This window comes from Martinezella rhizogenes (assembly GCF_027460065.1).
Classification (GTDB): Bacteria; Pseudomonadota; Alphaproteobacteria; order Rhizobiales; family Rhizobiaceae; genus Agrobacterium; species Agrobacterium rhizogenes_C.
In genome coordinates, this window is the sequence record NZ_JAPYZZ010000008.1 from 151,236 (window position 1) to 177,314 (window position 26,079).

The following is a 26,079-nucleotide window of genomic DNA, read 5'->3' on the forward strand; positions in this document are numbered from 1 at the left end:
GAACAATATAATCGATTAAACTCGCGTTGACTTTCTTTGGCGGCCACGCCAAGAAGTGTGTTCATTATAACCATGGAATCCGGATGGAAGCTGTGACTCAGTCATCTCTCGCTCTTCCTCGCCACTTCAGGCATATCGCCCGTCTTTTCTCCGCAGCGGCATTGTTTCTGACCCCGTTCATATTCGTGGAGTCCGCGCATGCGGATTTCCGCGTGTGCAACAGCACGCAGAATCTCGTGGGGGTCGCAATCGGCTACCGCGCACAGGATGGCTGGGTCAGCGAAGGCTGGTGGCAGGTTCCCTCCTCGACCTGCGCAACGCTGATCGAGGGTGAACTGCAGTCACGTTATTATTATCTTTATGCCGAAGATGCCGCCCATGGCGGCCGCTGGACCGGTGACGTCAACATGTGCGTGGCGGAAAACGAGTTCAAGATCAACGGCGTGGACGATTGTTTTGCCCGCAGCTTCCAGAGAATGGGTTTCAAGGAATATGACACGGGCAGACAGGGCAGCTGGATGGTCCAGCTTTCCGATACGCCAGGCACACAGGGAAATCAAAACTGATGAAGCGTAACCGCAAAGTCAAAATTCTTGCAACTCTCGGCCCGGCCTCTTCCGAAGAGGCCATGATCGAAAAGCTGCATCTTGCTGGCGCCGATCTTTTCCGGATCAACATGAGCCATGCGAGCCACGACGTGATGCGGACGCTCATTCAGCGTATCCGCTCCGTCGAAAGCCGCAACGGTCGTCCCATCGGCATTCTGGCCGACCTGCAGGGTCCCAAGCTGCGCGTCGGAAAATTCGCCGAGACCAAGGTCGATCTGGTTCCGGGCCAGACCTTCACGCTTGATAACAACGACACCCCCGGCGACAACACCCGCGTTTTCCTGCCGCATCCTGAAATTCTCGAAGCGGTCAAGCCCGGCCACCGCCTGCTGATCGATGACGGCAAGCTGCACCTGCGCGCTGAAAAGAGCGACGGCAAGAGCATCGTCACCACGGTCATTTCCGGCACCCGGATTTCCGACCGTAAGGGCATCAGCCTGCCCGACACCCTGCTCGGCGTCGGCGTTCTGACCGACAAGGACCGCGTCGACCTCGATGCCGTTCTCGAGACCAACGAAGTGGACTGGGTCGCCCTTTCCTTCGTTCAGCGCCCTGAAGACCTGGCCGAAGTGCGCAAGATTTCCCGCGGCCGCGTTGGCCTGATGTCCAAGATCGAAAAGCCGCAGGCTGTCGAACGCATCGAGGAAATCATCGAGCTTTCCGATGCATTGATGGTTGCGCGCGGCGATCTTGGTGTGGAAATGCCGTTGGAAGCCGTCCCAGGCATCCAGAAGCAGCTGACCCGTGCCTGCCGGCGCGCCGGCAAACCCGTCGTCGTTGCCACCCAGATGCTGGAATCGATGATAACAGCTCCGGTTCCGACCCGCGCGGAAGTGTCGGACGTTGCAACCGCCGTCTTCGAAGGCGCCGACGCCATCATGCTCTCGGCTGAGTCCGCTTCCGGCGATTATCCGATCGAAGCCGTATCGACCATGGCGTCCATCGCCAGCACGGTGGAACAGGACCCCTATTATTCCAACATCATCTACGCGCAGCGTCCGCAGCCGGAAGCAACCGGTGCCGACGCCATTTCGCTTGCCGCCCGCCAGATTGCCGAAACACTGAAGCTTGCGGCGATCGTCACTTATACGTCCTCGGGCACGACCGGTCTGCGCGCCGCGCGCGAGCGGCCGCAGGTGCCGATCATTGCGCTGTCGCCGATCATCCAGACCGCGCGCCGCCTGTCGGTCGTCTGGGGCCTGCACTGCGTCGTCACCGGCGACGCCAGTGATCTCGACGACATGGTGAACCGCGCTTGTCGCATCGTTGTTTCCGAAGGTTTCGGCAAGCCCGGTGAACGCATCATCATTTCCGCCGGCGTGCCGCTCGGCACCCCCGGCGCAACCAATATGGTGCGCATCGCCTATATCGGCTCGGACGGCCAGAGCGGCGTCTGATAGATAAATACCAAGTAATAAAAAACCCGCCGTCACCGGCGGGTTTTTTATTGGCCTTTCGGCCGTCTGATAAAACAGGCTCAGTGCATCTTAACCGGCGTGCTGAAGCGGCTGGATTCGATGGCCACGGCACCCGGCTTGAAGCTCGCCGAGGTGGCCGAAGCCGACATCTCATTGCTGAGCATGCGGTTGGCGACAACGCGCGGCGCCTTCACGGAGCGTCCGGTCGTGCCCTTGTTCTGGTTGAGCGCCCAATCCGAAATAAGATCCTGCGTCAGGCGTCCACCGCCCACCATGGCCTGCTCGGAAACGACTGCATCCTGCTTGCTCGGGCGCGAACCCTTGGTTGGGAGGCCGGCGCTAAGGCCACCATTGATGGCGGGCTTCAGATCGAAAGCATCCCCAAAACCAGGCTGCGGAGCGGCCTTCGCCGTTTCGGCGGGCGCGACGGTAACCTTGTGGTTGACGGCAGCCGGGAACGGCGCCGCCGTCGGCATCGCAGCCGACTGGACCTGCGACCGCGCGGCCTGACCGCTCTGTTCAAGAGCCGCGACCACGGTCGGCGAAAGCGTATCCTGCTGCGCCGCGGCGAGATCGTCTTCGCCTTCCTGATCAGCGTTTGCTGCCGCCAGCAGGGCTTCCGCCACGGCCGGACGATTGGCCGGAACCGGGATAGAAGCGAGTTCACCGGTCGCAGCCGGTGTCGCACCATCGGCGGAAGCCGTCAGGATCGACCCTTCCGCATCACCCTTCATGCCACGCGGGCCAAGAAGCGTTGGTACAGGCACGGAAACTTCGGCCAGATCGGCAAATTGCTGGCGCTCGGCCGGAGCTGACGTCGGCGTCGGCATAGTCGCCGCCTGCAGGGCATCCTGCGCGGCATTGCGGGCCGGAGAATAAAGCGCGGTCGCAAGGCCGGCATTGGCAGGCGGCTGGTTGCCGAATGCGGGCCGGGCCGTCGGCAGCGGCGCATCGGTCACGCCGGGAAGGGCCTGTGCCGAAGCAACAGCAATGGTGGGTTCAGGTTCGGGAGCCGCCTGTTGCGGAGCCACCGGGCGAGCGACAGCCGGGCGTTCTGCGGGCTCCGGCGCTGCTGCGATGCTATCGGGATCTTCATCCTCGTCACCGCCGCCAAAGAGGGCCTGCAACAGGGTCTTGCGTTTGCCGCCACCACCGGAGGAAGCAGGGCCGGAACCCGCGCTGGAAGCGACCTGAATGGAGGAGGAGCTGACGCGCTTCTTGTAATCGGCGAGCGCCTGCTCATAACCGGGCAGCGGCTTGCCATCGGATGGAAGATGCAGCGTATTGCCCCTTGGGAAGATGCGAACGAGTTCCTGACGGCTCATGCGCGGCCAGGCGCGAACGCCACCGACATCCATGTGCACGAAGGGAGAACCGGAGGTCGGATAAAAGCCGACGCCGCCGATCTGCATCTGCATGCCGATTTCACGCAGGGTGGCGAGCTTTACGCCGGGGATGTAAAAATCCATGGCCTTGCCGAGCATGTGCTGGCTTTTTTCCGCGACACCCTTGGTGCGGGTACGCAGCAGGCCATTAGTCTCCGGCGAGCGAAAGGCCGAAACGACATTGATGTAATCGGTCGCACCACTGCGGCGATAGACTTCCCAGACGAGATCGAAAAGGCGCGGATCCATCCGCGTCGGCTGGTTGCGGCGCCAGTCACGCAGGAAACGGTTGAGTTCCTGCAGGCCCTTCTGGTCGTATTTTCCATTGCGCTTGAAGGTGATGACCGCCTTCTCGCGTGTATGGATATAATACAGTTTGAGGCTGCGCGTCTCGGCCGCGGCTTCCGTCGCCGAGACACCTACGAAAGGCATTGCGGCGAGCATCAGGCAGGCAAAGGTGACAGCGCGTGCCGACAGCTTCGTGCATATATCCTTGATCAAGCCGCGCGCAGCCTTAGTCGACTGCGCGATATTTCGATGCAGATATGGCAATTCGATCCCCGCCTGGAAGACAATTTCTGTCACATTGCCTCAAATGAACGTCAAATACGGTGACACGATGGCAAAATTGCCACACACATGCAACCTTCCTCTACATAGTGAATCAGCCACTAACAAGAGGTTTATAGACGGTAAGCGGATATCCTTGCTCAGAAGTTAACGAATTTCACGATCTGCCCGGGAATAAGCGGTTTGGACCCTCAGGCGGCATCTCGAAGTGGATCATCCGGATCGATGCCATAATCCTTCAGCTTGCGATAAAGCGTCGAGCGGCCGATGCCGAGCTTTCTCGCAACCTGGCTCATCTGACCGCGATAAAAACGCAGGGCGAAACGGATGAGTTCCTCTTCGATCTCGGCCAGTTTCCGGATATTGCCCGAATCGTCCATGCTGGAGATCAGGTTTCCGCCCCGATAAATGGTGGTGGAGATATCCGACGGCTCCTCGATGACGGCATGGTTTTCGGCAGCCGGCGACGGCGGCGGCGAATAGGCCGCAAGCTTCAACGACGATCCGGATGGCGAGTGGATGATATCGTCCCCGTCATCGCCATTCGCAAATTCAGGCAGCTGCAGCGCGATCTGCGGAAAATCGGAATCCGACAGTTCCTCACCCTGCGACAGAACCACGGCGCGGAAAACGGCGTTCTCCAGCTGGCGGATATTACCCGGCCAGTCATAGGCCGTCAGCAGCGCCAGCGCACTGGCATCTAGACCGACGGCATTGGGCAGTTTCTGTTCCGCCGAAAAGCGTTCGGCGAAAACCCGCGCCAGATGGGGAATATCTTCCTTGCGACGGCGCAGCGCCGGAATGGTGATCGGAAAGACATTAAGGCGATAATAGAGGTCCTCGCGGAAGCGGCCTTCCTTCACCTCTTCGATGAGGTTCTTGTTGGTGGCCGAAATCAGCCGCACATTGACCTTCTGCACCCGCGCGGAGCCGACCGTTTCGATTTCGCCCTGCTGGACGGCACGGAGCAGCTTCACCTGCACGTCCAGCGGCAGATCGCCGATTTCATCGAGGAACAGCGTGCCGCCATCCGCCTCCATGAACTTGCCGACGTGTTTTTCTGTCGCACCGGTGAACGCGCCCTTCTCGTGGCCGAAGAGGATGCTTTCCACGAGATTATGAGGGATGGCACCGCAATTGACTGTTATGAACGGCTTGTTCGCTCGGTCGCCGCTCGACTGGATGGCGCGGGCGACCATTTCCTTGCCGACGCCGGATTCGCCTTCCAGCACCACGGGAATGCTGGACTGGGCGGCGCGCTGCGCCAATTCGATAACCCTCAGCATTGCGGGGCTTGCGGAAACGATATCGGTAAAATTCACTGCGTTGCTCCGTCCGCGCCTGCCCGTGCGGGCCTTTGCCTCTCTCCTGTCGAGCTTGAGCGCATTGGAGATGGCGGCGCCGATCCTTTCCGGCGAAACCGGCTTCACGACGAAATCAAAAGCGCCGGCGCGCATGGCCTGCACAACGGTGTCGATGCCGCCCTGACCGGTTTGGACGATGACCGGAACATCCGTGCCGAGTTCGCCGACTGCCTTCAGAAAGGCGAGCCCGTCCATTTCAGGCATCATCAGATCGAGGACGATGACGTTGATCTCACCACTATATTGCTTGAGCAATTCCAGCCCCGCCTTGCCGTTTTCAGCAAGCAAGGCCAGATGCCCATAACGTTCCACCGCATTTTTGAGCAGGCGGCGCTGGACGGGATCATCGTCTATCACGAGAACATGCGCGGTCATTTTTAGCTCCGGTTTCCGGTTTATGGACCTGCTTCATGCGGTCCCTTATGCCGCACTCTGGCACGGGAGATTTGAACATCCAGTTTTGAGAATTGCTTGCATTTTATCCATTGCCGCGGGAAATAGGGTCCCCATATGCTTTGAAAGCATAACCAGAAGGATACGTCCGATGACCGTCGACCGCCCCGCTCCGCAACCCGTATTCTCGCTTGCCGAAACATCCGGCCCGGTGCTCGGCGATCTGCCCGGCTGGAAGCTCTCGGATCTCTATCCGTCGGGGGATTCACCGGAATATAAGGGCGATCTCGAAAAGGCGGCTTCGATGGCAGCGGCTTTCGAGGCAAAATGGAAGGGCAAGCTCGAATCCGCCGCGAAGGCCAAAGGCGAGAGCGGTATCGGCGCGGCGCTGAAGGACTATGAAGCGCTGGACGACCTTATTGGCCGCATCGGCTCCTTTGCCGGCCTTACCTATTTTTCCGATACGTCGAACCCGGCAAACGGCAAGCTTTACGGCGATGCCCAGGCGAAACTGACAGATATTTCCGCACATCTCCTGTTCTTCACGCTGGAGCTCAACCGCATCGACGATGCCGTGATGGATGCCTGCATGGCGAATGATTCCGCAGCGGGCCACTACCGTCCCTGGTTGGTAGACCTGCGCAAAGACAAGCCGCACCAGCTCGACGATCAGCTGGAGCAGCTTTTTCTTGAAAAATCGATGACCAGCGCGGCAGCCTTCAACCGCCTGTTCGACGAAACGATGGCCGATCTGCGTTTCGACATTGATGGCGCCAGCCTTTCTCTGGAAGTGACGCTCAACATGCTGCAGGAGCCGGAGCCGGAAACCCGCAGGAAGGCGGCGGAAGCATTGAGCGCCACCTTCAAGGACAATCTGCGGGTCTTCACCCTCATCACCAATACGCTTGCCAAGGACAAGGATATTTCCGACCGCTGGCGCAAGTTCGAGGATATTGCCGATAGCCGCCACCTCGCCAACCGTGTCGAGCGGGAGGTGGTCGATGCCTTGGCTGCCGCCGTCAAAAAGGCTTATCCGCGCCTTTCGCACCGTTATTACGCCATGAAGGCGAAGTGGCTTGGCATGGAGCAGATGAATTATTGGGACCGCAACGCGCCGCTTCCCGATACGTCGAATACGATCATCCCCTGGGATGAGGCGAAGGATACCGTGCTTTCCGCCTATGGCAATTTCGCCCCCGAGATGGCCGATATTGCCCGCCGTTTCTTCGATGAAGAGTGGATCGACGCCCCCGCCCGTCCCGGCAAGGCACCGGGCGCATTCGCCCATCCAACCGTGCCCTCAGCCCATCCTTACGTGCTCGTCAATTATCTCGGCAAACCGCGCGACGTGATGACGCTCGCCCATGAGCTTGGCCATGGCGTGCACCAGGTGCTGGCCGGCCAGCAGGGCGCGCTGATGTGCGCAACGCCGCTGACGCTTGCAGAAACAGCGTCCGTCTTTGGCGAAATGCTGACCTTCCGCAAGTTGCTCGACGACACGAAAGATATCCGGGAGCGCAAGGCCATGCTCGCCCGCAAGGTCGAAGATATGATCAATACGGTCGTGCGCCAGATCGCCTTTTACGAATTCGAACGCAAGCTGCACACCGCCCGCAAGGAGGGCGAGCTGACCTCGGAACAGATCGGCGAATTGTGGCTTTCCGTTCAGGCCGAAAGCCTCGGCCCGGCCATCCGGATTTCCGAAGGTTACGAGACATGGTGGACATATATCCCCCATTTCATCCACTCACCCTTCTATGTTTACGCCTATGCCTTCGGCGATTGCCTGGTGAACTCGCTCTATGCGGTTTACCAGAAGGCCGAAGCGGGCTTTCAAGAGAAATATTTCGAACTTCTCAAAGCCGGCGGCACCAAACACCATTCCGAGCTTCTGAAACCCTTTGGCCTCGATGCGACCGATCCTTCCTTCTGGGACAAGGGCCTTTCGATGATCGAAGGGCTGATCGACGAGTTGGAAGAATTGGACAGGAAGCAGGCTTAATCTCTTCCACCGGCAGAGAGATACCTGCAAACCATCCAGGCGACGAGCATAAGCCATGAAACGCAAACCCGCCGATCTGACCTTGAGGGAAACCCTGCGATGGGAGCCGCAGACGGGCTTTCAGCGCATCGACCAGCATATGCGCCGGCTATTGCGCTCCGCCGATGCGCTGGGTTTTCGCGCGCCCGTCAATGCGGTTAAGGCACTGGAAAAACAGGTGGGCGGTGAAAAGCCGCTCTGTGTCAGGCTGGTCATGAACTACAAGGGCGAGCTGGATATCGAAACGGCTGAATTCCGTCCATTGCCCGAAAACGCTGTCTGGCGTGTCCGCATTGCCAGACAGACCATACTCGATTCCGCCGACACCTTCTATCGCCACAAGTCGTCGCGCCGTGAACCCTATGACGCCGCCCGCGCCGAATTTTCGGCCGAGGAGGCAGACGAGGTATTGCTGCTCAACGAACGCGGCGAATTGTGCGAGGGATCGTCGACCAGTATTTTCGTCGAAATGCCTGAAGGGCCGATGCTGACGCCGCCGCTCGACAGCGGCATTCTGCCGGGTGTTTTGCGCGCCGATCTTATCCGCGAACGCCGGGCACGCGGACAGGCGTTGAGGCCGGAGGATATTGTCGGTCGAAAACTTTTCGTCGGCAATTCGCTGAATGGATTAGTTGCAGCGGAATTGATTTAGACCGTGACCGCCAGAAGCCGGTCGCGGCCTTTTTCCTTGGCCGCATAAAGCGCCTGATCGGCGCGCATGAAAACATCGTCTGCGCTTTCCAGCATCCGAAAGGCCGTCATGCCGGCCGAGCAGCTATAGGAAAAATCCGGGAATTCCGAGAGCGGTCTGGAAAGACGTACCTTCTGCAGCAGCCGTTCGACAATCTCCCGGCCTTCGGCAATTGAACTGCGCGGCAGGATGAGCATGAACTCCTCTCCGCCGATCCTGCCGAAACAATCCACCCGCCGGATGACGGAATGGGCGATGCCGACAAAATCGCGCAGCACCGCATCACCGCACTTGTGGCCAAAGCGATCGTTGATCTGCTTGAAAAAATCGATATCGAGCGTGCAGAGGCAAAAGGACGCTTCGAGCCCCTTGGAAACCTGTTCCACCTGCAAGGCGAGCTTGGCGAAAACGAAGCGACGGTTCGCCGTGCCCGTCAATTCATCCGTCTGCGAGGCCCGCACTGCCAGATCGCGGTCCTGCCGCAGCGTTCTGTAACCCTGACGCAATTCGGTAACGTCGCTTGCGACGCAAAGCATCCAGCCATCCTGCTGCACCGTCTCCGTCATCCAGAACCAGCGACCGTCATAAAGGTCCATCTCAAAGGCACGATAGGGCAGCTTGCCGCGCCGGGATTGCGCCGAGAGCAGCCATCCTTCGAAATCATCGTTGCGGATGACGACGCCGGTGCGCAGCCGATGGTTCAGCCGCATGATATCCGCCCAGCTCGGAAAATCACCATCGGAAAGCTGAAAGCTTTCCCGAAACGACGGATTGGCATGGCGCAGCCGGTCGCTGGAATCGTAAAGGGCGATAAGAACGGGGGTGGCACTCTGAAGAGCTGCAACACGCTCCAAAAGATCATTCAACAGGCAGCTCCCCTGCTATGGCTAAAAATTCCCTGTCGCGATACGGCCAAAGTCCCCAAGTCTTTGGACATATATACGAAAATCAGGACTTAATTATAAACGCACTCTCTAAAATGCGAAGAGGCAGAAATTGGTGGAAAGAATGTGTAGACCCATCGCGGCGTCATCACCGTCATATGTCCGTCATCCACCTGCCCTTTATTGTGGCACGCTTTTATGATCTAGCTTACTTATTGGCTGAAAAAGGAAAATTGACGAATGACGGACGCAAACTACCCGATTTACGGTGATATTGACGGCCCCATCATCATGATCGGCTTCGGCTCCATCGGGCGCGGCACTCTTCCGTTGATCGAGCGTCATTTCAATTTCGACAGAACCCGGCTCGTCGTCATCGATCCGCGCGAGGACATCGCTGCGTTTCTGGCGGAAAGAAATATCCGTCACGTCCAGACACATCTGACCAAGGAGAACTATAAGGAAGTTCTCAAGCCGCTTCTCAAAGGCGTGCAGGGTCAGGGCTTCTGCGTCAATCTTTCGGTCGATGCCGCCTCGGTCGATCTGATGCGGATCTGCCGCAAGCATGGCATGCTCTACATCGACACCGTCGTGGAACCATGGCCCGGCTTCTATTTCGACGCCGATGCCGACAATCGCGCCAGAACCAATTATTCGCTGCGCGAGACCATGCTGAAGGAAAGGGCGCGCAAGCCCGGCGGCACGACCGCGGTTTCCACCTGTGGCGCCAATCCCGGCATGGTGTCCTGGTTCGTGAAGCAGGCACTCGTCAATCTTGCAAAGGATACCGGCCTCGACATCGAGGAACCGCAGTCGCACGATCGGGAAGGCTGGGCAAAGCTGATGCAGCAGCTTGGCGTCAAGGGCGTGCATGTCGCCGAGCGCGACACCCAGCGGGCGAAAGAGCTGAAACCCTTCGGCGCTTTCTGGAACACCTGGTCCGTGGAGGGTTTTATCGCCGAAGGTTTTCAGCCAGCCGAACTCGGCTGGGGAACGCATGAAAACTGGATGCCGAAAAACGCCAAAAAGCAGAAGAAGGGAAGCAAGGCGGCGATCTATCTCGACCAGCCCGGCGCCAATACGCGGGTGCGCACATGGTGCCCGGGGCTCGGAGCCCAATATGGATTTCTCGTCACCCACAATGAAGCAATCTCGATCTCGGATTACTTCACCGTCCGCAACGATGATGGCGACGTGACCTATCGGCCGACGTGCCACTATGCCTACCACCCCTGCAACGACGCCATCCTCTCCCTGCACGAACTTTTCGGCAATGGCGGCAACCCGCAGCCGATCCAGCATGTGCTTGGCGAAGACGAACTCGTTGACGGTGCGGACGAATTAGGTGTTCTGCTCTATGGCCACGACAAGAACGCCTATTGGTACGGTTCGCGGCTGAGCCTCAAGGAGGCGCGTTCGCTTGCCCCCAGTCAGAATGCTACCGGATTGCAGGTCAGTTCGGCGGTGCTGGCCGGCATGGCCTGGGCGATCGAAAACCCCGAGGCCGGCATCGTCGAGGCGGATGAGATGGATTATCGCCGTTGCCTCGAGGTGCAGCGTCCCTATCTCGGCCCGGTCGAGGGTCATTATACCGACTGGACGCCGCTTGACGGCCGGCCGGGACTGTTCCCGGACAATATCGACATGTCCGATCCCTGGCAGTTCCGCAACATCCTGGTGCGCTGAGGGATCGGCGTCTCATATTTGCCACGCCGGGACTTTCCTCAACAACATGAGGAACCGGGGAGAGCGAACAACGTTGCCTTGAAATAAGCAACGCTTCACGGCATGGTCGAAGCATAGAAGGTTTCATCGAATCGCAGGAGAACAGGCTCATGAACTTCAAGACAAGCGCTGCATTGCTTAGTGCCGCCATCGCGGTGTCTTCATGCGTCGCACCGGGACCCTCGCAGCAGACCTCGATGGCGCCTTCGCTTTCCCGCGGACCGGCCGTCGATGGCCGCTGGATCGACCGCAACGGCATCATATCGACCTTCCAGAACGGCGCCTTCTCCACCCGTTCGACCGACACCAACACGCTTCTGGCCTCAGGCACCTATGTCACGATTTCGCCGACGCTTTACGAAATCAACATGACCTCGCTGGTGCGCAACACGCAGTCGCGCGTCAACTGCGCGCTCGTCTCCCCGTCACAATTGAACTGCACGACGGACACGAACAGCCAGTTCTCGCTGACGCGTCAGGGCTGATAACTTCGCCTTTTCAATGAGATGACCTTCTAAAACGCACGCCTTCGGCGTGCGTTTTTCTTTATTGCGCAACTGTCATATTTCGCTTGCGGCGACTGCCGCTAAATGGAAACATCCCGTTTTGAAAGACTGACATGATTTTGGATTAGAGAATGAGCACGGCCGGCGAATGATCAACCGGCCCGGGCTTCCGCTTTGAACAGGAGAGAGGGACCATGAAGAAAATATTGGGACTGGGCATGCTGAGCGTTTCGGCGATCACGCTTTCGGCCGGAGCGGCTCTTGCCGATTACGAGCTCAACATTCTTCACATCAACGATTTTCACTCCCGTATTGAATCGATCAACAAATTCGATTCGACCTGCTCGGCGGAAGAGGAAGGCAAAAACGAGTGCTTCGGCGGCGCCGCGCGCCTGCTGACCGCAATCAACCAGACGCGTGACGCACTGAAGGCAGGTGGGAAAAATGTTCTCCTGCTCAATGCCGGTGACAATTTCCAGGGCTCGCTGTTTTACACCACCTACAAGGGTACGGTGGAAGCGGAAGTGCTGAACGCCATGAAGTTCGACGCCATGACCGTCGGCAACCACGAGTTCGACGATAGCGAAGACGGCCTTGCCGGCTTCCTCGACAAGGTGCAGTTCCCCGTCGTGACCGCCAATGTGGTGGCCACCGCCGCCTCGAAAATCGGTGACCGCGTCAAGCCCTCCATCGTGCTTGAAGTCGGCGGCCAGAAAATCGGCATCGTCGGTGCTGTCGCCAACGACACGGCGGAACTGGCAACACCCGGCCCCAACATCACCATCGCGGAAGATGTCGCCAAGATCAGCGAACAGGTACAGAAGCTGAAGCAGGACGGCGTCAACAAGATCATCGCGCTCACCCATGTCGGTTATCCGCGTGACCTCGAATTCATTGCCAAAATCCCTGATATCGATGTCGTGGTCGGCGGCCACAGCCATACGCTGCTGTCCAACACCGACCAGAAGGCCGAAGGCCCCTACCCGACTCTCGTCGACAATCCCGGCGGTTACAAGGTTCCGGTGGTTCAGGCCGGTCAGTACAGCAAATATCTCGGTGACCTCAAAGTGGTCTTCGACGACAATGGCGTGGTCAAGGAAAGCAAGGGCGACCCCATCCTGATCGACTCCACCTTCAAACCCGACGAAGCCACGCTAAAGCGCATCGATGAGCTGAAGGCGCCGATCGAGGCGTTGAAATCCAAGGTCGTCGGCACCTCGGAAGGTCCGATCGAAGGCGACCGCAAGGTTTGCCGCGTGAAAGAATGCTCCATGGGCAATCTGGTGGCCGATGCGACGCTGGCGCGCGTCAAGGATCAGGGCGTCACCATCGCTTTTGCAAACAGCGGCGGCCTGCGCTCCTCCATCGACGGCGGCGATGTCTCGATGGGTGAAGTGCTGACGGTTCTACCGTTCCAGAACACCGTTGCGACCTTCCAGCTCAAGGGTGAGGATATTCGCGCCGCCCTCGAAAACGGTGTCAGCCAGATCGACGATGGCGCCGGCCGCTTCATGCAGGTTTCCGGCATGAAATATTCCTTTGACCGTTCCAAGCCGGCCGGCAGCCGCATTGTTTCGGTCGACGTCAAGGAAGGCGACGCCTTCGTGCCCCTCGATCCCGCCAAGACCTATACCGTCGCAGCCAATAATTACGTGCGCACCGGTGGTGATGGCTTCAAGATCTTTGCGACCAACGCCATCAACGCCTATGACTTCGGCCCCAATCTTGAAGACGCAGTTGCGGCCTATATCACCGCCAACAGCCCCTATAAGCCCTATACCGACGGCCGCATCAGCGAAGTGACGCCTGCAGGCTATGTCGCCCCGGCAAAGCCTGCGGCACCGGCGCCTGCTGCAACCGCACCTGCTCCGGCTCCTGCAGCGCCCGCCGCCACCGCACCGGCTGCAACGGCACCTGCATCCCCGGCACCGGCTGCGGCCGCTGCCGCCGTTAGCAAATATGTCGTCGAAAAGGGTGACTCGCTCTGGAAGATCGCCGCCGAGAAATATGGCGATGGCGCTCTCTGGCACAAAATTGCCAAGGCAAACACGCTGAAGCAGCCGAACCACATCGAGATCGGCGAAGAGCTGGAACTGCCGGCTCAATAAGCCGGACGGGAACGGACAGGGCAATTTGCCGCACACACGACGCCGGCTCCGAACAACGGGGCCGGCTTCTTATTTTTCCTATGAAAACAAATACCTACAGATCAAATTTTGGCAAAAGACAGCCTGCGGTCGCGCCGGCATCGGAAATAGCCTCCGCCGGTGGTTTAATCCTGAAAAATTTCGTCTAGAACACGTGAACAAAATGACGGCCCGAGCGTATAGCTCGGGCGTTTCCGGCCAAACCACGTCACGGTTTGTGTTTGGGCGCTAAACAGAAGATGGAGTGTTCAGGCCTTTCAGAGGCGAAACCGCTCCTCACATAACCAGTCCGAGTTTCAGGGTGTCATTCATGGCGACAGAACTATCCGCACTCCCCGCAAACCATCCCCGTGTAACCTTTGGCAAGGTCGGCGTCCTGCTCGTCAATCTCGGCACGCCTGACGGCACGGATTATTGGCCGATGCGCCGTTATCTGGCGGAGTTTCTGAGCGACAAGCGCGTGATCGAATGGTCCCGTCTCTACTGGTATCCGATCCTTTACGGCATCGTCCTCAACAAGCGCCCGCAGAAGGTCGGCAAGGCCTATGAGGAAATCTGGAACCACGAGCGCAATGAAAGCTATCTGCGCACCTACACCCGCAGCCAGGGCGAGCTGATGGCTGCGGCGCTGAAGGACTTGCCCAATGTCGTGGTCGACTGGGCGATGCGTTACGGACAGCCCTCCATCGCCTCCAAGATCGATGCGCTGAAGGAACAGGGTTGCGAAAAAATCCTGCTCTTCCCGCTTTATCCGCAATATGCCGCCTCGACCACGGCAACCGTGAACGACAAGGCTTTCGAGCATCTGATGAAGCTGCGCTGGCAGCCCGCCATCCGCACCGTTCCGCCTTATCATGACGATCCGGCCTATATCGAAGGGCTCGCAGCTTCCGTCAGAAACCATCTGGCGACGCTGGACTGGGAGCCGGAGATGCTGATCACCTCCTTCCACGGCATTCCGCAATCCTATTTCAAAAAGGGTGATCCCTATTATTGTCATTGCCAGAAAACCGCCCGTCTGCTGCGGGAGGCTCTGGGGCGGACGGAGAAGAACTTCATGATTACCTTCCAGTCCCGCTTCGGACCGGAAGAATGGCTGCAGCCCTATACCGACAAGACCGTGGAGAAGCTGGCCTCGGAGGGTATAAAGCGCATTGCCGTCATGAATCCCGGCTTCGTATCGGATTGTCTTGAGACACTGGAAGAAATTGCCGGTGAAGCCGGAGAGATTTTCCTGCATAATGGCGGAGAGAAATTCACCCATATCCCCTGCCTGAACGACAGCATCGAAGGCATGAACGTTCTCGAAAAGGTTGTAAGACGGGAGTTGCAAGGCTGGGTGTAATCTTGCCATAACGTTGTTGGGATAAATCCCGGACGTTCTGATCCTAGGAGGAAAGTGATGATTGCATTGGGCGGTTTCGACATCGTCGTCATAGCGGCGGTTGTTCTGGTTATTCTGGTGCTGTTTGCCGGCATCAAGACCGTGCCGCAGGGGCATCGTTACACCGTTGAACGGTTCGGGCGTTACACCCGCACGCTCGAACCCGGTCTGAACCTCATCGTGCCGTTCTTCGAAAGCATCGGCTCGAAAATGAATGTGATGGAGCAGGTGCTCCATATCCCCACGCAGGAAGTCATTACCCGCGACAACGCCAGCGTCTCGGCCGATGCCGTTACCTTTTATCAGGTATTGAACGCCGCGCAGGCTGCCTACCAGATATCCAATCTGCAAATGGCGATCGAAAACCTCACCATGACCAACATCCGTTCGGTGATGGGTTCGATGGACCTCGATGAGCTGCTGTCAAACCGCGACGCCATCAATGATCGCCTTCTGCGCGTGGTCGATGAGGCCGTGGGACCATGGGGCATCAAAGTCACCCGCATCGAGATCAAGGATATCGCACCGCCTAAAGACCTCGTCGATTCCATGGCGCGGCAGATGAAGGCGGAGCGTGAAAAACGCGCACAGGTGCTGGAGGCCGAGGGCGCCCGCAACGCCCAGATTCTGCGCGCGGAAGGTGCAAAACAATCCGCCATTCTGGAAGCCGAAGGCCAGCGCGAGGCGGCATTCCGCGATGCTGAAGCACGCGAACGTCTGGCCGAGGCCGAAGCCAACGCCACCCGCATGGTCTCGGAAGCCATTGCCGCCGGTAACGTCCACGCCATCAATTATTTCGTCGCCCAGAAATACACCGAAGCGCTTGCCGAGATCGGTACCGCCAAGAATTCCAAGATCGTGCTGATGCCGATGGAAGCCTCAGCGCTGATCGGCTCTCTCGGCGGCATCGGCACGATTGCGAGAGAAGTGTTCGGCGACAAGGGCGATGCTCCCAGCGCGCCTGCCCCCTCCACCTCATCCCGCTCCGTGCCGCCGACCCGGTCTTCCGGCCAGAGCATCAATGTTTCCATTCCGGGTAATCCCTTCGGCTCTTCATCGGAGAAGTAACGATGTTGCAACGGCTTGCCACTGAGCTGGGACCCTGGAGCTGGTGGATCGTCGGCTTCGTGCTGCTTGCCGCCGAACTCATCGCGCCCGGCGTTTTCCTGATCTGGATCGGGATTGCCGCGCTGGTCATTGGTGCGTTTTCGCTGTTTTTCTGGGAAACGGCATTCTGGGCCTGGCAATTGCAGCTGGTGCTGTTTGCCGCGCTTTCGGTGGTCTTCGCCCTGCTCGGCCGGAGATATTTCGGACGAAACCGCGCGGTAAGCGACGAACCCTTCCTGAACCAGCGCGAAGCAAGCCTTGTCGGCCGCACCGCAACCCTGCAGGAGCCGATCGTCGAAGGACGCGGCCGGATAAGGCTTGATGATACCTGGTGGCCGGTGAATGGCGAAGACCTGCCGGCCGGAACCCGTGTCAGGATTGCGTCGGCGCGCGGGCGCACGCTGACAATCGAGCCGATGGACCGATAAGCTCCAGGAACTGGCCGACAGCGTCGAGGCCGCTTTTCCAGACAGAAGATCGATGTCAACTTTCCGCGGAAGGGCTTAAGCGACGCCGATCCTCAGGAGATCGTGGAAATGCACCAGCCCGATCGGCCGGTTGTCGTCATCGACAACGATCAGCGCGCCGATGTGAAATTTCTCCAGCGTCGCCAGCGCACTAGTCGCCAGCACTGACTTTTTGACGGTTTTCGGGCTGCGGGTCATGATGTCGTCGACCACCAGCTCGGCGAGGTTGCGCGACAAGTTGCGCGCCATGTCGCCCTCGGTGACGATGCCGCACAGACGGCCATCCTCATCCAGAATGCCAACGCAGCCGAAATGCTTGCGCGAGAGAACGCCCACCGCCTCGGGCATGGCCGTTCCCTTGTTGACCAATGGCACACGATCGCCCGTATGCATGATATCACTGACCAGCGTCAGGCTCGCGCCCAGCTTGCCACCGGGGTGGAACACCTTGAAGTCGCCCGCTGTGAAATTACGCGCCTCCAGGAGCGCGACAGCAAGGGCATCGCCCAGCGCCAGCTGCATCAATGTGGAGGTGGTTGGTGCCAGGCCGAGCGGGCAGGCTTCCTGCTCGTTGGGCACCAGAAGCACGATATCGGAAGCCTGTGCCAGCGATGAATTTTCCGAACAGGTGAGTGCGATGAGCGGAATGGAGAAACGGCGGGAATAATTGATGATGCTGCGCAATTCCGCGCTTTCACCACCCTTGGAAATCGCCAGCACCACATCATCGCCGCCGATCATGCCCAGATCGCCGTGATTTGCCTCTGCCGCATGCACAAAAAAGGCAGGCGTTCCCGTGGAGGCGAAGGTAGCGGCAAGCTTTGCGCCTATGTGACCGCTTTTTCCAACGCCGGTAATGATGAGACGGCCATTCGACTGGCCGATGGTCTCGATTGCCTTGCAGAAGGGCTCGGAAAGGCCGTTTCTCAGGGCAGCCTCAAGGGCGGCAAGGCCAGCCCGCTCCATCGAAATCGTCCGCACGGCGGATTCGATGGCATTGTCTTCGACCAGTTTGACGGCGCGCGTAATCATGGCCGACTGTTACTCTTTCAGCCGGAATAAGTCCACTCTCTCCCGTTCAGTCCTGTTTTTAGTGACGCAGATCGGGCGGTGAGATCTCTTCCATCGTTCCAAGCCGCTTGAAGGGGATGTTTTCCTCATCGACCAGATATCGCCCAAGCGTCCTCACCCATAAGATGGAACCATCGCTACGGCGCACGGCATATTCCTGGTCGTAAAAGCTCGCGGCCTTCAGCGTCAACAGCGCCGTCTCGATCACCCGGTTTCGATGATCGAGATCCACTTTTTCAAGCATCTGAAAAATGCTGATGCCCTGCATCGCCTGTCTCAGCGAAATCCCGAAGAGTTCCGCGCATATTTCATCGAGATAGAAGCGGTCATTGGTAATATCCCAACAATAAAAACCGACTTGCCGGATGTTCAAAACGCGATTCATGAAACGATGCTGTCACATATAATAAAATTCAATACGATTTGTTGAACGATTTACGATCGCTCTGTGTAAGCATAGGACAATTCCGTGCCAAATTGAAACGTTTTAATCTTCGCATATTAGAAATATTTTGCTTTGACGGCAGTTCCGCCTGGCAATCCGGATCGCCGCGATCAGGCTGCCGCTTGGCACAGAAGACCTCGCTGATATTTCACCCGTGCCCAAACACCGAAATCACGCCGTTCTTTATCAACTGTTAACCATAAAAAACCTATTGTTAAAGCGATGTTAAAACTTGCGTCGCCTGTCTGGTCCCTGGTTTCTTCATGTCATTTCATCGGCCTGCCAATCATCGGGCCTGAAGAAATGCCTTGGTGGGCTTTCGATCCGGCATCGACCAAACTCGCCGGGTGAAAAGGAATGAGCGTGAAGGGCACCGCCACACGTCTGCCGACGTCGCGGAAAGCAGCGACCCTGCTGCTTGCCTGCACGATTTTTTACCCGCACGGAAGCGCCTTCGCACAAACCGCAGCGACAGCTACACCACTTGTGCCGGGCACTGCTTCCGCTGCCGACGGATCCGATTCAACCAGCCCGACGACGAACGGCACGGCAAACATAAGCACAGGCACAGTTCAGGCCACACCCGCGCCAGCGCCACAACTCTGGCGCCCGTCCAACAATCCCGGCGACCCGATCTACGAACAGCCGGACGAAGCGGGCCAACCTTCTACCGAGGCCGAGAACCCCTATGAGCCGACAATGGACGGCGGGGAAAATCCGCGTATAGCAACCGAACCCGGACAAACACCCGGTATCCGGCTCGGCACATTCTTGCTCAGGCCTTCGATCAGCCAGACAGTGAATACGGAAAAACAGACAAATACGGGCGGCCCCTCCCGGCGCAACTATTTGACGACGGGTATACGCGGCACGCTCACCAGCGACTGGTCCCGGCACGCGCTGACGGTGACGGGCGATGGCGCCTGGGAGAGAAACTTCGGCGGCAACAAGAATGGCGAAGAACCCCGGGCAAATATCGAAGCCAATCTGCGCCTTGATCTCAGTGCGGAAACGACCGCCAATCTCAAGGCGGGTTATGAATTCAGCCGTGAAGGCACCACGGACCCCAATGCCCTGACCGGCGCTGCCGTGCAGGGTGGGGAGCACCGCTTCACCGCCGGCGCATCGATAGAGCGGGACTTCGGCAAGCTGCGCGGGCTCGCAGCGCTCGATCTCTCACGCACCGTCTATACGGATGCAAAGGGCCTCGATGGCCGGCCGATCAGCCTCAGCGATCGCGACCAGAAGGGCGCGAACCTGCGCGGACGCATCGGCTATGAACTATCGCCTGCTTTGATCCCCTTCCTTGAACTGAATGTGGGGACGACCAAATATGACAATCGCCTCGACAATTCGGGCTATGCCCGTTCCTCCAATGCCTATGGGGCGAAGGTTGGCGCAGAAGTCGATCTCGGCGAAAAGACCCGCGGCGAGGCCGCCATCGGCTATCTGCGCAAGGAATATGACGACGATCGCCTGGCCGCGATCGGTGCATTGACGCTGGATGGCAAACTCAACTGGTCTCCCCAGCGCGGCACGAATGTCAATCTCGGACTGCGCACGACGATAGAGGACTTTGCCGGCGGGCCGCAGGGAGGCTGGATTTCCTATCGCCTGGATGCCGGCCTGACCCATGAATTGCGCAACAATCTGGTCGCGCGTCTGACCGGGCAGATCGTGCATCGCACGTTCCCCTCCTCCAGCACAGAGGACGCCGTGGAATATACGGCTGGCGCCGGCCTGACCTGGGGGCTGAACCGCTATCTCGACCTGACCGCAGACGTCAGCTATCAGTGGACCCCGGTTTATGACAGCAATGAACTGCGTATCGGCGCGGGGCTTGTCCTGAAGCGGTAACGAGCCCAAAAACAAAAATCCCGGCGCGAAGGCCGGGATTTCCTTGTGTGTTCCGGTCGATTATTTCAGACCCTCGATCAGAGCCTTGATCGGCTCCTCGATGGCCGGACGGATATCGCCGCGTTCCAGTGCGAAAGCGACGTTTGCCAGGATGAAACCATCCTTGGCGCCGCAATCGAAGGTCTGCCCACGGAAATGATAGCCGGAGAACTCTTGCGACTTGGCGAGAGTGAGCATGCCGTCCGTCAACTGGATTTCGTTACCGGCGCCGCGTTCCTGATTTTCGAGAATATCGAAAATTTCCGGCTGCAGGATATAACGACCGTTGATATAGAAATTAGACGGCGCCGTACCCTTGGCCGGCTTTTCGACCATTTCGGTAATCTTGAAGCCTTCGCCGACGGCATTTCCTACGCCGACAATGCCATATTTATGCGTCTGGTCGGGAGCGCATTCCTGCACCGCGATGACGTTGCCCTGGGTCTGGTCGTAAAGTTCGACCATACCCTTCAGGCAGCTTTTCTGCGAATGCATGATCATGTCGGGCAAAAGCACGGCAAAAGGCTCGTCGCCAACGATATCACGCGCGCACCAGACCGCATGGCCGAGACCAAGCGGCACCTGCTGGCGCGTGAAGCTTGCGGTGCCCGCCTTGGGCAGAAGGCCGGCCAGCAATGTCAGCTCGGCATTCTTGTTGCGCTCGCGCAGCATTTGTTCAAGTTCAAATTGAATATCAAAATAATCTTCGATCACTGCCTTGCCGCGGCCGGTGACAAATACAAAATGCTCGATGCCCGCTTCCGCCGCCTCATCGACGACGTATTGAATGACCGGCTTGTCGACGACGGTGAGCATTTCTTTCGGAACTGCCTTGGTGGCGGGCAGGAAACGTGTACCGAGACCTGCGACCGGAAATACGGCCTTCCGAATTTTCTTCTGTTCTACCACATATCCCTCCTGAGAGATAAAACTTAATCACAATCCCCGCACACTGTTGTTATTTCAAAAATAACAACGTTTTGTAAAGGGTGACGCTACCATCTATTAATGGTAAAGAATTTGTTGACATTCTTTTGTTATCCATGACGACGCCCGATGCGTTTTCGCAATCGAAATGATATTCGAGAGAACGAAAGACTGACGATGACAAAGACCCTTTCAAATGTCCGCAAATTCGGTTGCATGATGTTTGCTGGCCTGGCGATCTCGTTTTCCCCCGTCTCGGCCCGGGCCGATCAGGGGTTCAAGCAGTGGATCAACCAGTTCTACGCAACAGCCGCCAAAGAAGGCATTAGCAAGGCGACCTACCAGAAGGCCTTTGCCGGTGTCAGCGAGCCGGATCCGGACGCGCTGCGCAAGGCGACCTTCCAGCCGGAATTCACCACCCAGATCTGGGATTACGTCGATTCCCGCGTCAATCCGTATACGGTGCGGATCGGTCGCGAAATGAAGATGAAACATGCAACGACGCTCAACTGGATCGAGCGTAACTTCAACGTCGACAAACACATCATTCTTGCCATCTGGTCGATGGAATCCAATTACGGCGCGGTTCTTGAAAAGCCGGAGCGGCTGCACAACATTCCACAAGCGCTGGCGACACTCGCCTATTCCGATCCCAAACGCGCGAAATTCGCGCGCACGCAGCTGATCGCCGCGCTCAAGATTTTGCAGTCCGGCGATGTCACCCCCAAACAGCTGACGGGCTCCTGGGCGGGCGCCATGGGCCACACCCAGTTCATTCCCACGAGCTACCTGCTCTATGCGGTCGATGCTGACGGCAACGGCAAGCGCGACATCTGGCATTCCGTTCCGGACGCCCTGGCGACGGCCGCCAATCTTCTTGCCAAGAACGGCTGGGAACCCGGCCGGACCTGGGGTTACGAAACCGCCGTGCCGCGTGGCGGTGCCCGTTACGAAGGGCAGACGAAGTCCATCGCGGAATGGTCGAAGCTCGGCTTCACCCGCCCGAACGGCAAGACGTTCACCCGCGGAACCGATCGCGCCATGCTGAAATTGCAGGGCGGTCCAAACGGCCCCGGTTTCCTGATGATGAAGAACTTCTTCACCATCAAGAAATACAACGCCTCCGACAGCTATGCGCTGGCCGTTGGACTGCTTGCGGATGAAATCGCCGGTTATGGCGGCATGCAGCAGAAATGGCCGCGCCCGGACGGTACGCTGGATATTCGCGAAAAATTCGAGCTTCAGACGCGTATGAAGGAACTCGGTTATTACGATGGTGAGATCGACGGCAATTTCGGCTCCGGTTCGAAAGCCGCCATCAGCGCCATCCAGTCCCGCATGGGCATGCAGAATGACGGCGAGCCATCGCAGCGATTACTGAGAGCCCTGCGCAATTGATAATGTCCCGGCGAATTCGGCGGCGTCATGGACGCCGCCGATGCCTCCGGAAAGGTTGATGTCATGAGTAGGATACCTGCGGCAAGAAACGGAAAGACGGGTTGGCGTTTCTGCGCCATCATTCTTTCCGCTGTCTTCTGTGTGCCGCTGGTTCCTTCCGAGACCTTCGCACAGGAACAGCGGCGAACCCTTTTCGAAATGCTGTTCGGCAAGCCGGTGGGCCGCGATGGCGGCTCCGGCCGCGAATATCAGCCCCGCAGCCGCCGGGATTTTCCGGCTGCTCCGCGTGAAAGATCGGTCACCCGCCCACAGCCCACAAGAAAAGCCCCCTCGGTGGTTCAGATGCGAACCGCAAAACCGGAACCTGCCGCCAAGCTTGAAAATGCGAGACGCGTTCTGGTCATCGGCGATTTCCTGGCCGGCGGCATGGGGGAAGAGCTGGTCAATGCCTTTGCCAGCTCGCCGGCGATCACCGTCGATGTGCGTGCCAACGGCTCTTCCGGCCTCGTCCGCAAGGATTATTACGACTGGTCTACCAATCTGCCGCAATTCATAAGCGAGACCAACCCGGCCACCATCGTCATCATGATGGGGTCGAACGATCGCCAGCAGATGCAGATCGGTGATGTCAGAGAAAAATTCGGCACGGAAGTCTGGTTCAAGGAATATGAACGGCGCATCGACGAGCTTCTGACCCTTGCAGGCCGCCCGAAGGTGCCGGTGCTTTGGGTTGGCGTGCCCGCCTTCCAGTCGCCCTCGCTTTCGGCCGATCTCGTCGGCTTCAACCGGCTTTATCGCAGCCATGTCGAAAAATATGGCGGTGAATTTGTGGATGTATGGGACGGCTTCGTCGATGAGGCAGGGAAATTCGTCATTACCGGTTACGACATGAACGGCCAGCAGGCCCGCCTGCGTGAGGCTGACGGCATCGGCATGACGCAGGCTGGCAAACGCAAGCTCGCCTTTTACGTCGAAAAATTCGTGCGCAGGCACCTCGATAGCGCGGGACCCGATCTGGTCAAACTGGACGGCAGCAATCTGCCTGCACTCACCTCTTTGCCGGCGCTCGGCATCGATGCGGGTCAGGTACGCACCCAGCCGATCAGCCTGACCGATCCTAATCTCGATGGTGGCGACAAGCTTCTGGGCGATGCTCCCCTTGCGGCCGGACCCACACGCGTATCCGTGGTGGAATCTCCTCGCGAGAGGCTGACCAAACGAGGAGAAATGTCTGACGCGCCGGCAGGGCGTATCGATGACTATCGCCTGGTACCTGATACCGCGCAGGCAAAACAATAGGCGCTGTCCCCGCGTTTCAGTAGCAGCGCTGCGGGCGTAATGTTTATGCAATCCCGCCATGGCAGGTTGAGGACCGCTTTGCAGGAATGCGGGGATGGCCCCATCAGTCATCTCCGATCCCTCTCCTCGCAAGGCGACATTGATTTGACGGCGACGCGTCGCTTGCCTTGAGCGTCAACGGCGCCGTCTTTTTTTGACTTCCTGCGCGCCTCCTTCTCTCCGCGAGAAGACGCCGGATAATGCTGAGACGATTTCATGCGCCTGCTGCTTGTTGAAGACGAACGCGAAATGGCGGCTGCGCTGTCCGCCGCGCTCCACCGATTCGATATTATCGTGGATGCGGTCGGCACGCTCGATCTGGCCCGTCACGCCATCATGGACGGTGTTCACGACCTTGTCGTGCTTGACCGGCAATTGCCCGATGGCGACGGCCTCGACCTCATCGAGGATCTGCGTCTCCTGCCCGTTACCCCACCCGTCATCGTGCTGACGGCGCAAGGCGCGCTTGCGGACCGGATCAATGGCCTGAACCTCGGCGCGGACGATTATCTGGCCAAGCCCTTCGCCGTTGAGGAGCTGCTTGCCCGCATCCGCGCCCTGATGCGCCGACCGGCCGGCACCGTGACAATGACGGCGAAACTGGGCGGGCTGGAATTCTGCTTCGAAACCCGCGAAGTGCGCATCAAGGGCGAGTTTCTTCCACTGACGAGACGGGAACTACTGATCATCGAGGCCCTGTTGCGACGACAGGGCAGAACGGTGCTGCGCTCGATACTCGAGGAAGCCGTCTATAATTTCGATGATGAAATCCAGTCCAATGCACTCGATTCCCATATCTCCCGCTTACGCCGCAAACTGGCGGCGACGGATGCGGGTGTCGAGGTTCACGGCATCAGAGGCGTTGGATACCTTATGCGGGCCATCCCATGAAGCCCGCCAAAAAAAAATCACTCAAACGCCGTCTGACCATTCAACTACTGCTGTTCCAGATCGGCAGCATGGTCATCGTCACAGTCGCATTCTTCGTTTATTTGCTGTCCGATGGCACCGGAAGTGCCCTCCTCAGCTCTGAGGCGGCGCAAATAACAGCAAACGCTCTCATTCGCGGGCCAGATGGAAAAATCGTACTCAAGGAGACGCCTGAATACGCAAAATTGCGCAGGGAGACTCCGGATTTCTGGTTCGTTGCACTGACCGAAAATGACGATATTATCCAGGGTGGGCCGGTGCCAGAAGCTTTCAGCGACATGGGTCAAACGCTGAACGATGTTAGAATCTCCAATATACGCGACGCGGGAATGTCCTATTCTTATTTCGCCGTTTTGTACGTCGCGATCGTACGCCGCGTATCCGGGCCAGCTGGAGAATTTGCGATGATCGGCCAGGGCGAGCCGTTCAGTATGACCTTTCCTGTCCTCCTCTTCTCCAACATCCTGATCATGCCGTTTCTTATTCTCATGGCGGCCGTGACGATCGTGACCATTCCCTGGATCATCCGCAAAGAGTTTTTGGCTCTGTCCGCCATTGCCCGTACGGCGGAGACCATCGATATCGACAAACGGGGATATCGATTGCCGGATGGCAATATTCCAAGGGAGGTGCAGCCGCTCGTGCATGCCGTCAACGGCGCATTGCAGCGGCTGGACGATGGCTATGAAAGGCACAAGCGTTTCATTCTCGATGCCGCCCATGAATTGCGAACCCCCGTCGCCATTCTCCAGACCCGCGTTGAAACCCTACTGGAAGGCCCGGCCCGCAGCAGGATATTGGCGGATGCCAGCCGCATCGCCGTGCTGGCCGAACAATTGCTCGATCTGCAACGCCTTGGCGGGCAGAAGGCACCGCTTGTTCCGCTTGATATCGTCGTCCTGTGCAGGTCCGTCGTCGCGGATATGGCACCGCTTGCGATCTCACAAGGATATAATCTGTCCTTCGAGCCGGAAGAAGAACCGATCCTCGCCCTTGCCGATGACGCCTCGCTGCAGCGCGCTTTGATGAACATCGTGCAGAACGCCATCGAACATGGCGGCAATCGCGGAACCATCACTATAAGGGTGGCCTCAAACCGGGTGATCGAGATAGCCGATGAAGGCAACGGTATTCCCGAGGCGGAACGGGAACTCGTCTTCGATGCATTTCACCGGATGAGACCGAAGGATCACGGCACCGGACTTGGGCTCAACCTCGTGCAGGAGATCGTCCGGTATCACGGCGGCGAGATCAGCATCAGCGATTCCCCCACCGGCGGCGCCTCCTTCCGCATCGCGCTTCCCTATTGCTGAGAACGCAGCAGTCAAACAAAAAGGCCTGTCGCGTCTGCAACAGGCCTTTCCGCTTCCTATCGATTCCGCCT

Annotated in this window: 21 protein-coding genes; 15 read left to right on the forward strand and 6 right to left on the reverse strand. The window is 58.4% G+C overall.

What is annotated here, in order from left to right; genetic code table 11:
* Positions 1–134: 134 nt before the first annotated feature.
* Positions 135–566 carry a DUF1036 domain-containing protein gene (locus O8B93_RS15185; protein ID WP_405049065.1) on the forward strand — a complete coding sequence of 144 codons (432 nt, stop codon included), beginning with the start codon at positions 135–137 and terminating at the stop codon, positions 564–566.
* Positions 566–2,005 carry a pyruvate kinase gene (gene pyk, locus O8B93_RS15190; RefSeq protein ID WP_269710766.1) on the forward strand — a complete coding sequence of 480 codons (1,440 nt, stop codon included), beginning with the start codon at positions 566–568 and terminating at the stop codon, positions 2,003–2,005. Before O8B93_RS15185 ends, pyk begins: the two co-directional genes overlap by 1 nt.
* Before the next feature lie 80 nt (positions 2,006–2,085).
* Here pyk and O8B93_RS15195 read toward each other — a convergent pair whose 3' ends face one another.
* Both O8B93_RS15195 and O8B93_RS15200 read right to left on the reverse strand, forming a co-directional pair.
* Positions 2,086–3,996 (reverse strand): peptidoglycan L,D-endopeptidase MepK, encoded by a 1,911-nt coding sequence (locus O8B93_RS15195; RefSeq protein ID WP_269710767.1) that lies wholly within the window; start codon positions 3,994–3,996, stop codon positions 2,086–2,088.
* A gap of 176 nt (positions 3,997–4,172) precedes the next feature.
* The gene (locus tag O8B93_RS15200) at positions 4,173–5,720 is read right to left on the reverse strand and encodes a sigma-54-dependent transcriptional regulator (protein WP_269710768.1); all 1,548 of its coding nucleotides are present in this window, start codon (positions 5,718–5,720) and stop codon (positions 4,173–4,175) included.
* A gap of 169 nt (positions 5,721–5,889) precedes the next feature.
* Between O8B93_RS15200 and O8B93_RS15205 the strand changes: the two genes are divergently transcribed.
* Positions 5,890–7,740: a M3 family oligoendopeptidase gene (locus O8B93_RS15205; RefSeq protein WP_269710769.1), complete on the forward strand. Its 1,851-nt coding sequence runs from the start codon at positions 5,890–5,892 to the stop codon at positions 7,738–7,740.
* 55 nt (positions 7,741–7,795) lie between these two features.
* Positions 7,796–8,431 carry an aminotransferase class IV family protein gene (locus tag O8B93_RS15210; RefSeq protein ID WP_269710770.1) on the forward strand — a complete coding sequence of 212 codons (636 nt, stop codon included), beginning with the start codon at positions 7,796–7,798 and terminating at the stop codon, positions 8,429–8,431.
* Here O8B93_RS15210 and O8B93_RS15215 read toward each other — a convergent pair.
* Complete coding sequence (locus tag O8B93_RS15215; protein WP_269710771.1) at positions 8,428–9,336, reverse strand: sensor domain-containing diguanylate cyclase; 909 nt, start codon at positions 9,334–9,336, stop codon at positions 8,428–8,430. The two genes, O8B93_RS15210 and O8B93_RS15215, sit on opposite strands and share 4 nt — an antisense overlap.
* Positions 9,337–9,594: 258 nt before the next feature.
* Between O8B93_RS15215 and O8B93_RS15220 the strand changes: the two genes are divergently transcribed.
* From O8B93_RS15220 to O8B93_RS15245, 6 genes are all read left to right on the forward strand, one after another.
* On the forward strand, positions 9,595–11,040 hold the full coding sequence (locus tag O8B93_RS15220; protein ID WP_269710772.1) for a homospermidine synthase: 1,446 nt from the start codon (positions 9,595–9,597) through the stop codon (positions 11,038–11,040).
* A gap of 149 nt (positions 11,041–11,189) precedes the next feature.
* Positions 11,190–11,564, forward strand: coding sequence for an outer membrane lipoprotein Omp10 (gene omp10, locus O8B93_RS15225; RefSeq protein ID WP_174010275.1), 375 nt, complete (start codon positions 11,190–11,192; stop codon positions 11,562–11,564).
* A gap of 215 nt (positions 11,565–11,779) precedes the next feature.
* Positions 11,780–13,693, forward strand: coding sequence for a 5'-nucleotidase C-terminal domain-containing protein (locus O8B93_RS15230; protein WP_269710773.1), 1,914 nt, complete (start codon positions 11,780–11,782; stop codon positions 13,691–13,693).
* A 349-nt stretch (positions 13,694–14,042) separates the two neighbouring features.
* Positions 14,043–15,077, forward strand: a complete 1,035-nt coding sequence (gene hemH / locus O8B93_RS15235) for a ferrochelatase (protein ID WP_269710774.1) — start codon at positions 14,043–14,045, stop codon at positions 15,075–15,077.
* Between the two features lie 57 nt (positions 15,078–15,134).
* Entirely contained in the window at positions 15,135–16,184 is a 1,050-nt protein-coding gene (locus tag O8B93_RS15240) for an SPFH domain-containing protein (RefSeq protein WP_269710775.1), read from the forward strand.
* 2 nt (positions 16,185–16,186) lie between these two features.
* A complete protein-coding gene (locus O8B93_RS15245) occupies positions 16,187–16,651 on the forward strand; it encodes an NfeD family protein (protein ID WP_269710776.1) in 465 nt (154 codons plus the stop codon).
* A 75-nt stretch (positions 16,652–16,726) separates the two neighbouring features.
* On the opposite strand, the gene O8B93_RS15250 is transcribed toward O8B93_RS15245, so the two are convergent.
* Both O8B93_RS15250 and O8B93_RS15255 read right to left on the reverse strand, forming a co-directional pair.
* The gene (locus tag O8B93_RS15250) at positions 16,727–17,722 is read right to left on the reverse strand and encodes a KpsF/GutQ family sugar-phosphate isomerase (RefSeq protein WP_269710777.1); all 996 of its coding nucleotides are present in this window, start codon (positions 17,720–17,722) and stop codon (positions 16,727–16,729) included.
* Positions 17,723–17,780: 58 nt separating this feature from the next.
* Positions 17,781–18,146 carry a PAS domain-containing protein gene (locus O8B93_RS15255; protein ID WP_269710778.1) on the reverse strand — a complete coding sequence of 122 codons (366 nt, stop codon included), beginning with the start codon at positions 18,144–18,146 and terminating at the stop codon, positions 17,781–17,783.
* A gap of 417 nt (positions 18,147–18,563) precedes the next feature.
* On the opposite strand from O8B93_RS15255, the gene uppP reads away from it, so the two are divergent.
* Positions 18,564–20,063 carry a polysaccharide biosynthesis protein UppP gene (gene uppP, locus O8B93_RS15260; protein WP_269710779.1) on the forward strand — a complete coding sequence of 500 codons (1,500 nt, stop codon included), beginning with the start codon at positions 18,564–18,566 and terminating at the stop codon, positions 20,061–20,063.
* 60 nt (positions 20,064–20,123) lie between these two features.
* Here the strand turns inward: uppP and galU are convergent, their stop codons facing one another.
* Positions 20,124–21,011, reverse strand: coding sequence for a UTP--glucose-1-phosphate uridylyltransferase GalU (galU, locus tag O8B93_RS15265; RefSeq protein ID WP_006313444.1), 888 nt, complete (start codon positions 21,009–21,011; stop codon positions 20,124–20,126).
* A gap of 195 nt (positions 21,012–21,206) precedes the next feature.
* Between galU and O8B93_RS15270 the strand changes: the two genes are divergently transcribed.
* The 4 genes from O8B93_RS15270 (at position 21,207) to O8B93_RS15285 (ending at position 26,008) form a co-directional block, all read left to right on the forward strand.
* Entirely contained in the window at positions 21,207–22,427 is a 1,221-nt protein-coding gene (locus O8B93_RS15270) for a lytic murein transglycosylase (protein WP_269710780.1), read from the forward strand.
* Between the two features lie 63 nt (positions 22,428–22,490).
* Positions 22,491–23,726 carry an SGNH/GDSL hydrolase family protein gene (locus O8B93_RS15275; protein ID WP_269710781.1) on the forward strand — a complete coding sequence of 412 codons (1,236 nt, stop codon included), beginning with the start codon at positions 22,491–22,493 and terminating at the stop codon, positions 23,724–23,726.
* A 255-nt stretch (positions 23,727–23,981) separates the two neighbouring features.
* On the forward strand, positions 23,982–24,656 hold the full coding sequence (locus O8B93_RS15280) for a response regulator transcription factor (RefSeq protein ID WP_269710782.1): 675 nt from the start codon (positions 23,982–23,984) through the stop codon (positions 24,654–24,656).
* Entirely contained in the window at positions 24,653–26,008 is a 1,356-nt protein-coding gene (locus O8B93_RS15285) for a sensor histidine kinase (protein ID WP_269710783.1), read from the forward strand. The genes O8B93_RS15280 and O8B93_RS15285 overlap by 4 nt, the downstream gene beginning before the upstream one ends.
* Positions 26,009–26,079: the final 71 nt, after the last annotated feature.

Coding starts and splice junctions, on each gene's coding strand:
- pyk (WP_269710766.1), top strand. CDS start 566: ATGAAGCGTAACCGCAAAGTCAAAATTCTTGCAACTCTCGGCCCGGCC.
- O8B93_RS15200 (WP_269710768.1), bottom strand. CDS start 5,720: ATGACCGCGCATGTTCTCGTGATAGACGATGATCCCGTCCAGCGCCGC.
- O8B93_RS15205 (WP_269710769.1), top strand. CDS start 5,890: ATGACCGTCGACCGCCCCGCTCCGCAACCCGTATTCTCGCTTGCCGAA.
- O8B93_RS15210 (WP_269710770.1), top strand. CDS start 7,796: ATGAAACGCAAACCCGCCGATCTGACCTTGAGGGAAACCCTGCGATGG.
- O8B93_RS15220 (WP_269710772.1), top strand. CDS start 9,595: ATGACGGACGCAAACTACCCGATTTACGGTGATATTGACGGCCCCATC.
- omp10 (WP_174010275.1), top strand. CDS start 11,190: ATGAACTTCAAGACAAGCGCTGCATTGCTTAGTGCCGCCATCGCGGTG.
- O8B93_RS15230 (WP_269710773.1), top strand. CDS start 11,780: ATGAAGAAAATATTGGGACTGGGCATGCTGAGCGTTTCGGCGATCACG.
- hemH (WP_269710774.1), top strand. CDS start 14,043: ATGGCGACAGAACTATCCGCACTCCCCGCAAACCATCCCCGTGTAACC.
- O8B93_RS15240 (WP_269710775.1), top strand. CDS start 15,135: ATGATTGCATTGGGCGGTTTCGACATCGTCGTCATAGCGGCGGTTGTT.
- O8B93_RS15245 (WP_269710776.1), top strand. CDS start 16,187: ATGTTGCAACGGCTTGCCACTGAGCTGGGACCCTGGAGCTGGTGGATC.
- O8B93_RS15250 (WP_269710777.1), bottom strand. CDS start 17,722: ATGATTACGCGCGCCGTCAAACTGGTCGAAGACAATGCCATCGAATCC.
- O8B93_RS15255 (WP_269710778.1), bottom strand. CDS start 18,146: ATGAATCGCGTTTTGAACATCCGGCAAGTCGGTTTTTATTGTTGGGAT.
- uppP (WP_269710779.1), top strand. CDS start 18,564: ATGAGCGTGAAGGGCACCGCCACACGTCTGCCGACGTCGCGGAAAGCA.
- O8B93_RS15270 (WP_269710780.1), top strand. CDS start 21,207: ATGACAAAGACCCTTTCAAATGTCCGCAAATTCGGTTGCATGATGTTT.
- O8B93_RS15275 (WP_269710781.1), top strand. CDS start 22,491: ATGAGTAGGATACCTGCGGCAAGAAACGGAAAGACGGGTTGGCGTTTC.
- O8B93_RS15280 (WP_269710782.1), top strand. CDS start 23,982: ATGCGCCTGCTGCTTGTTGAAGACGAACGCGAAATGGCGGCTGCGCTG.
- O8B93_RS15285 (WP_269710783.1), top strand. CDS start 24,653: ATGAAGCCCGCCAAAAAAAAATCACTCAAACGCCGTCTGACCATTCAA.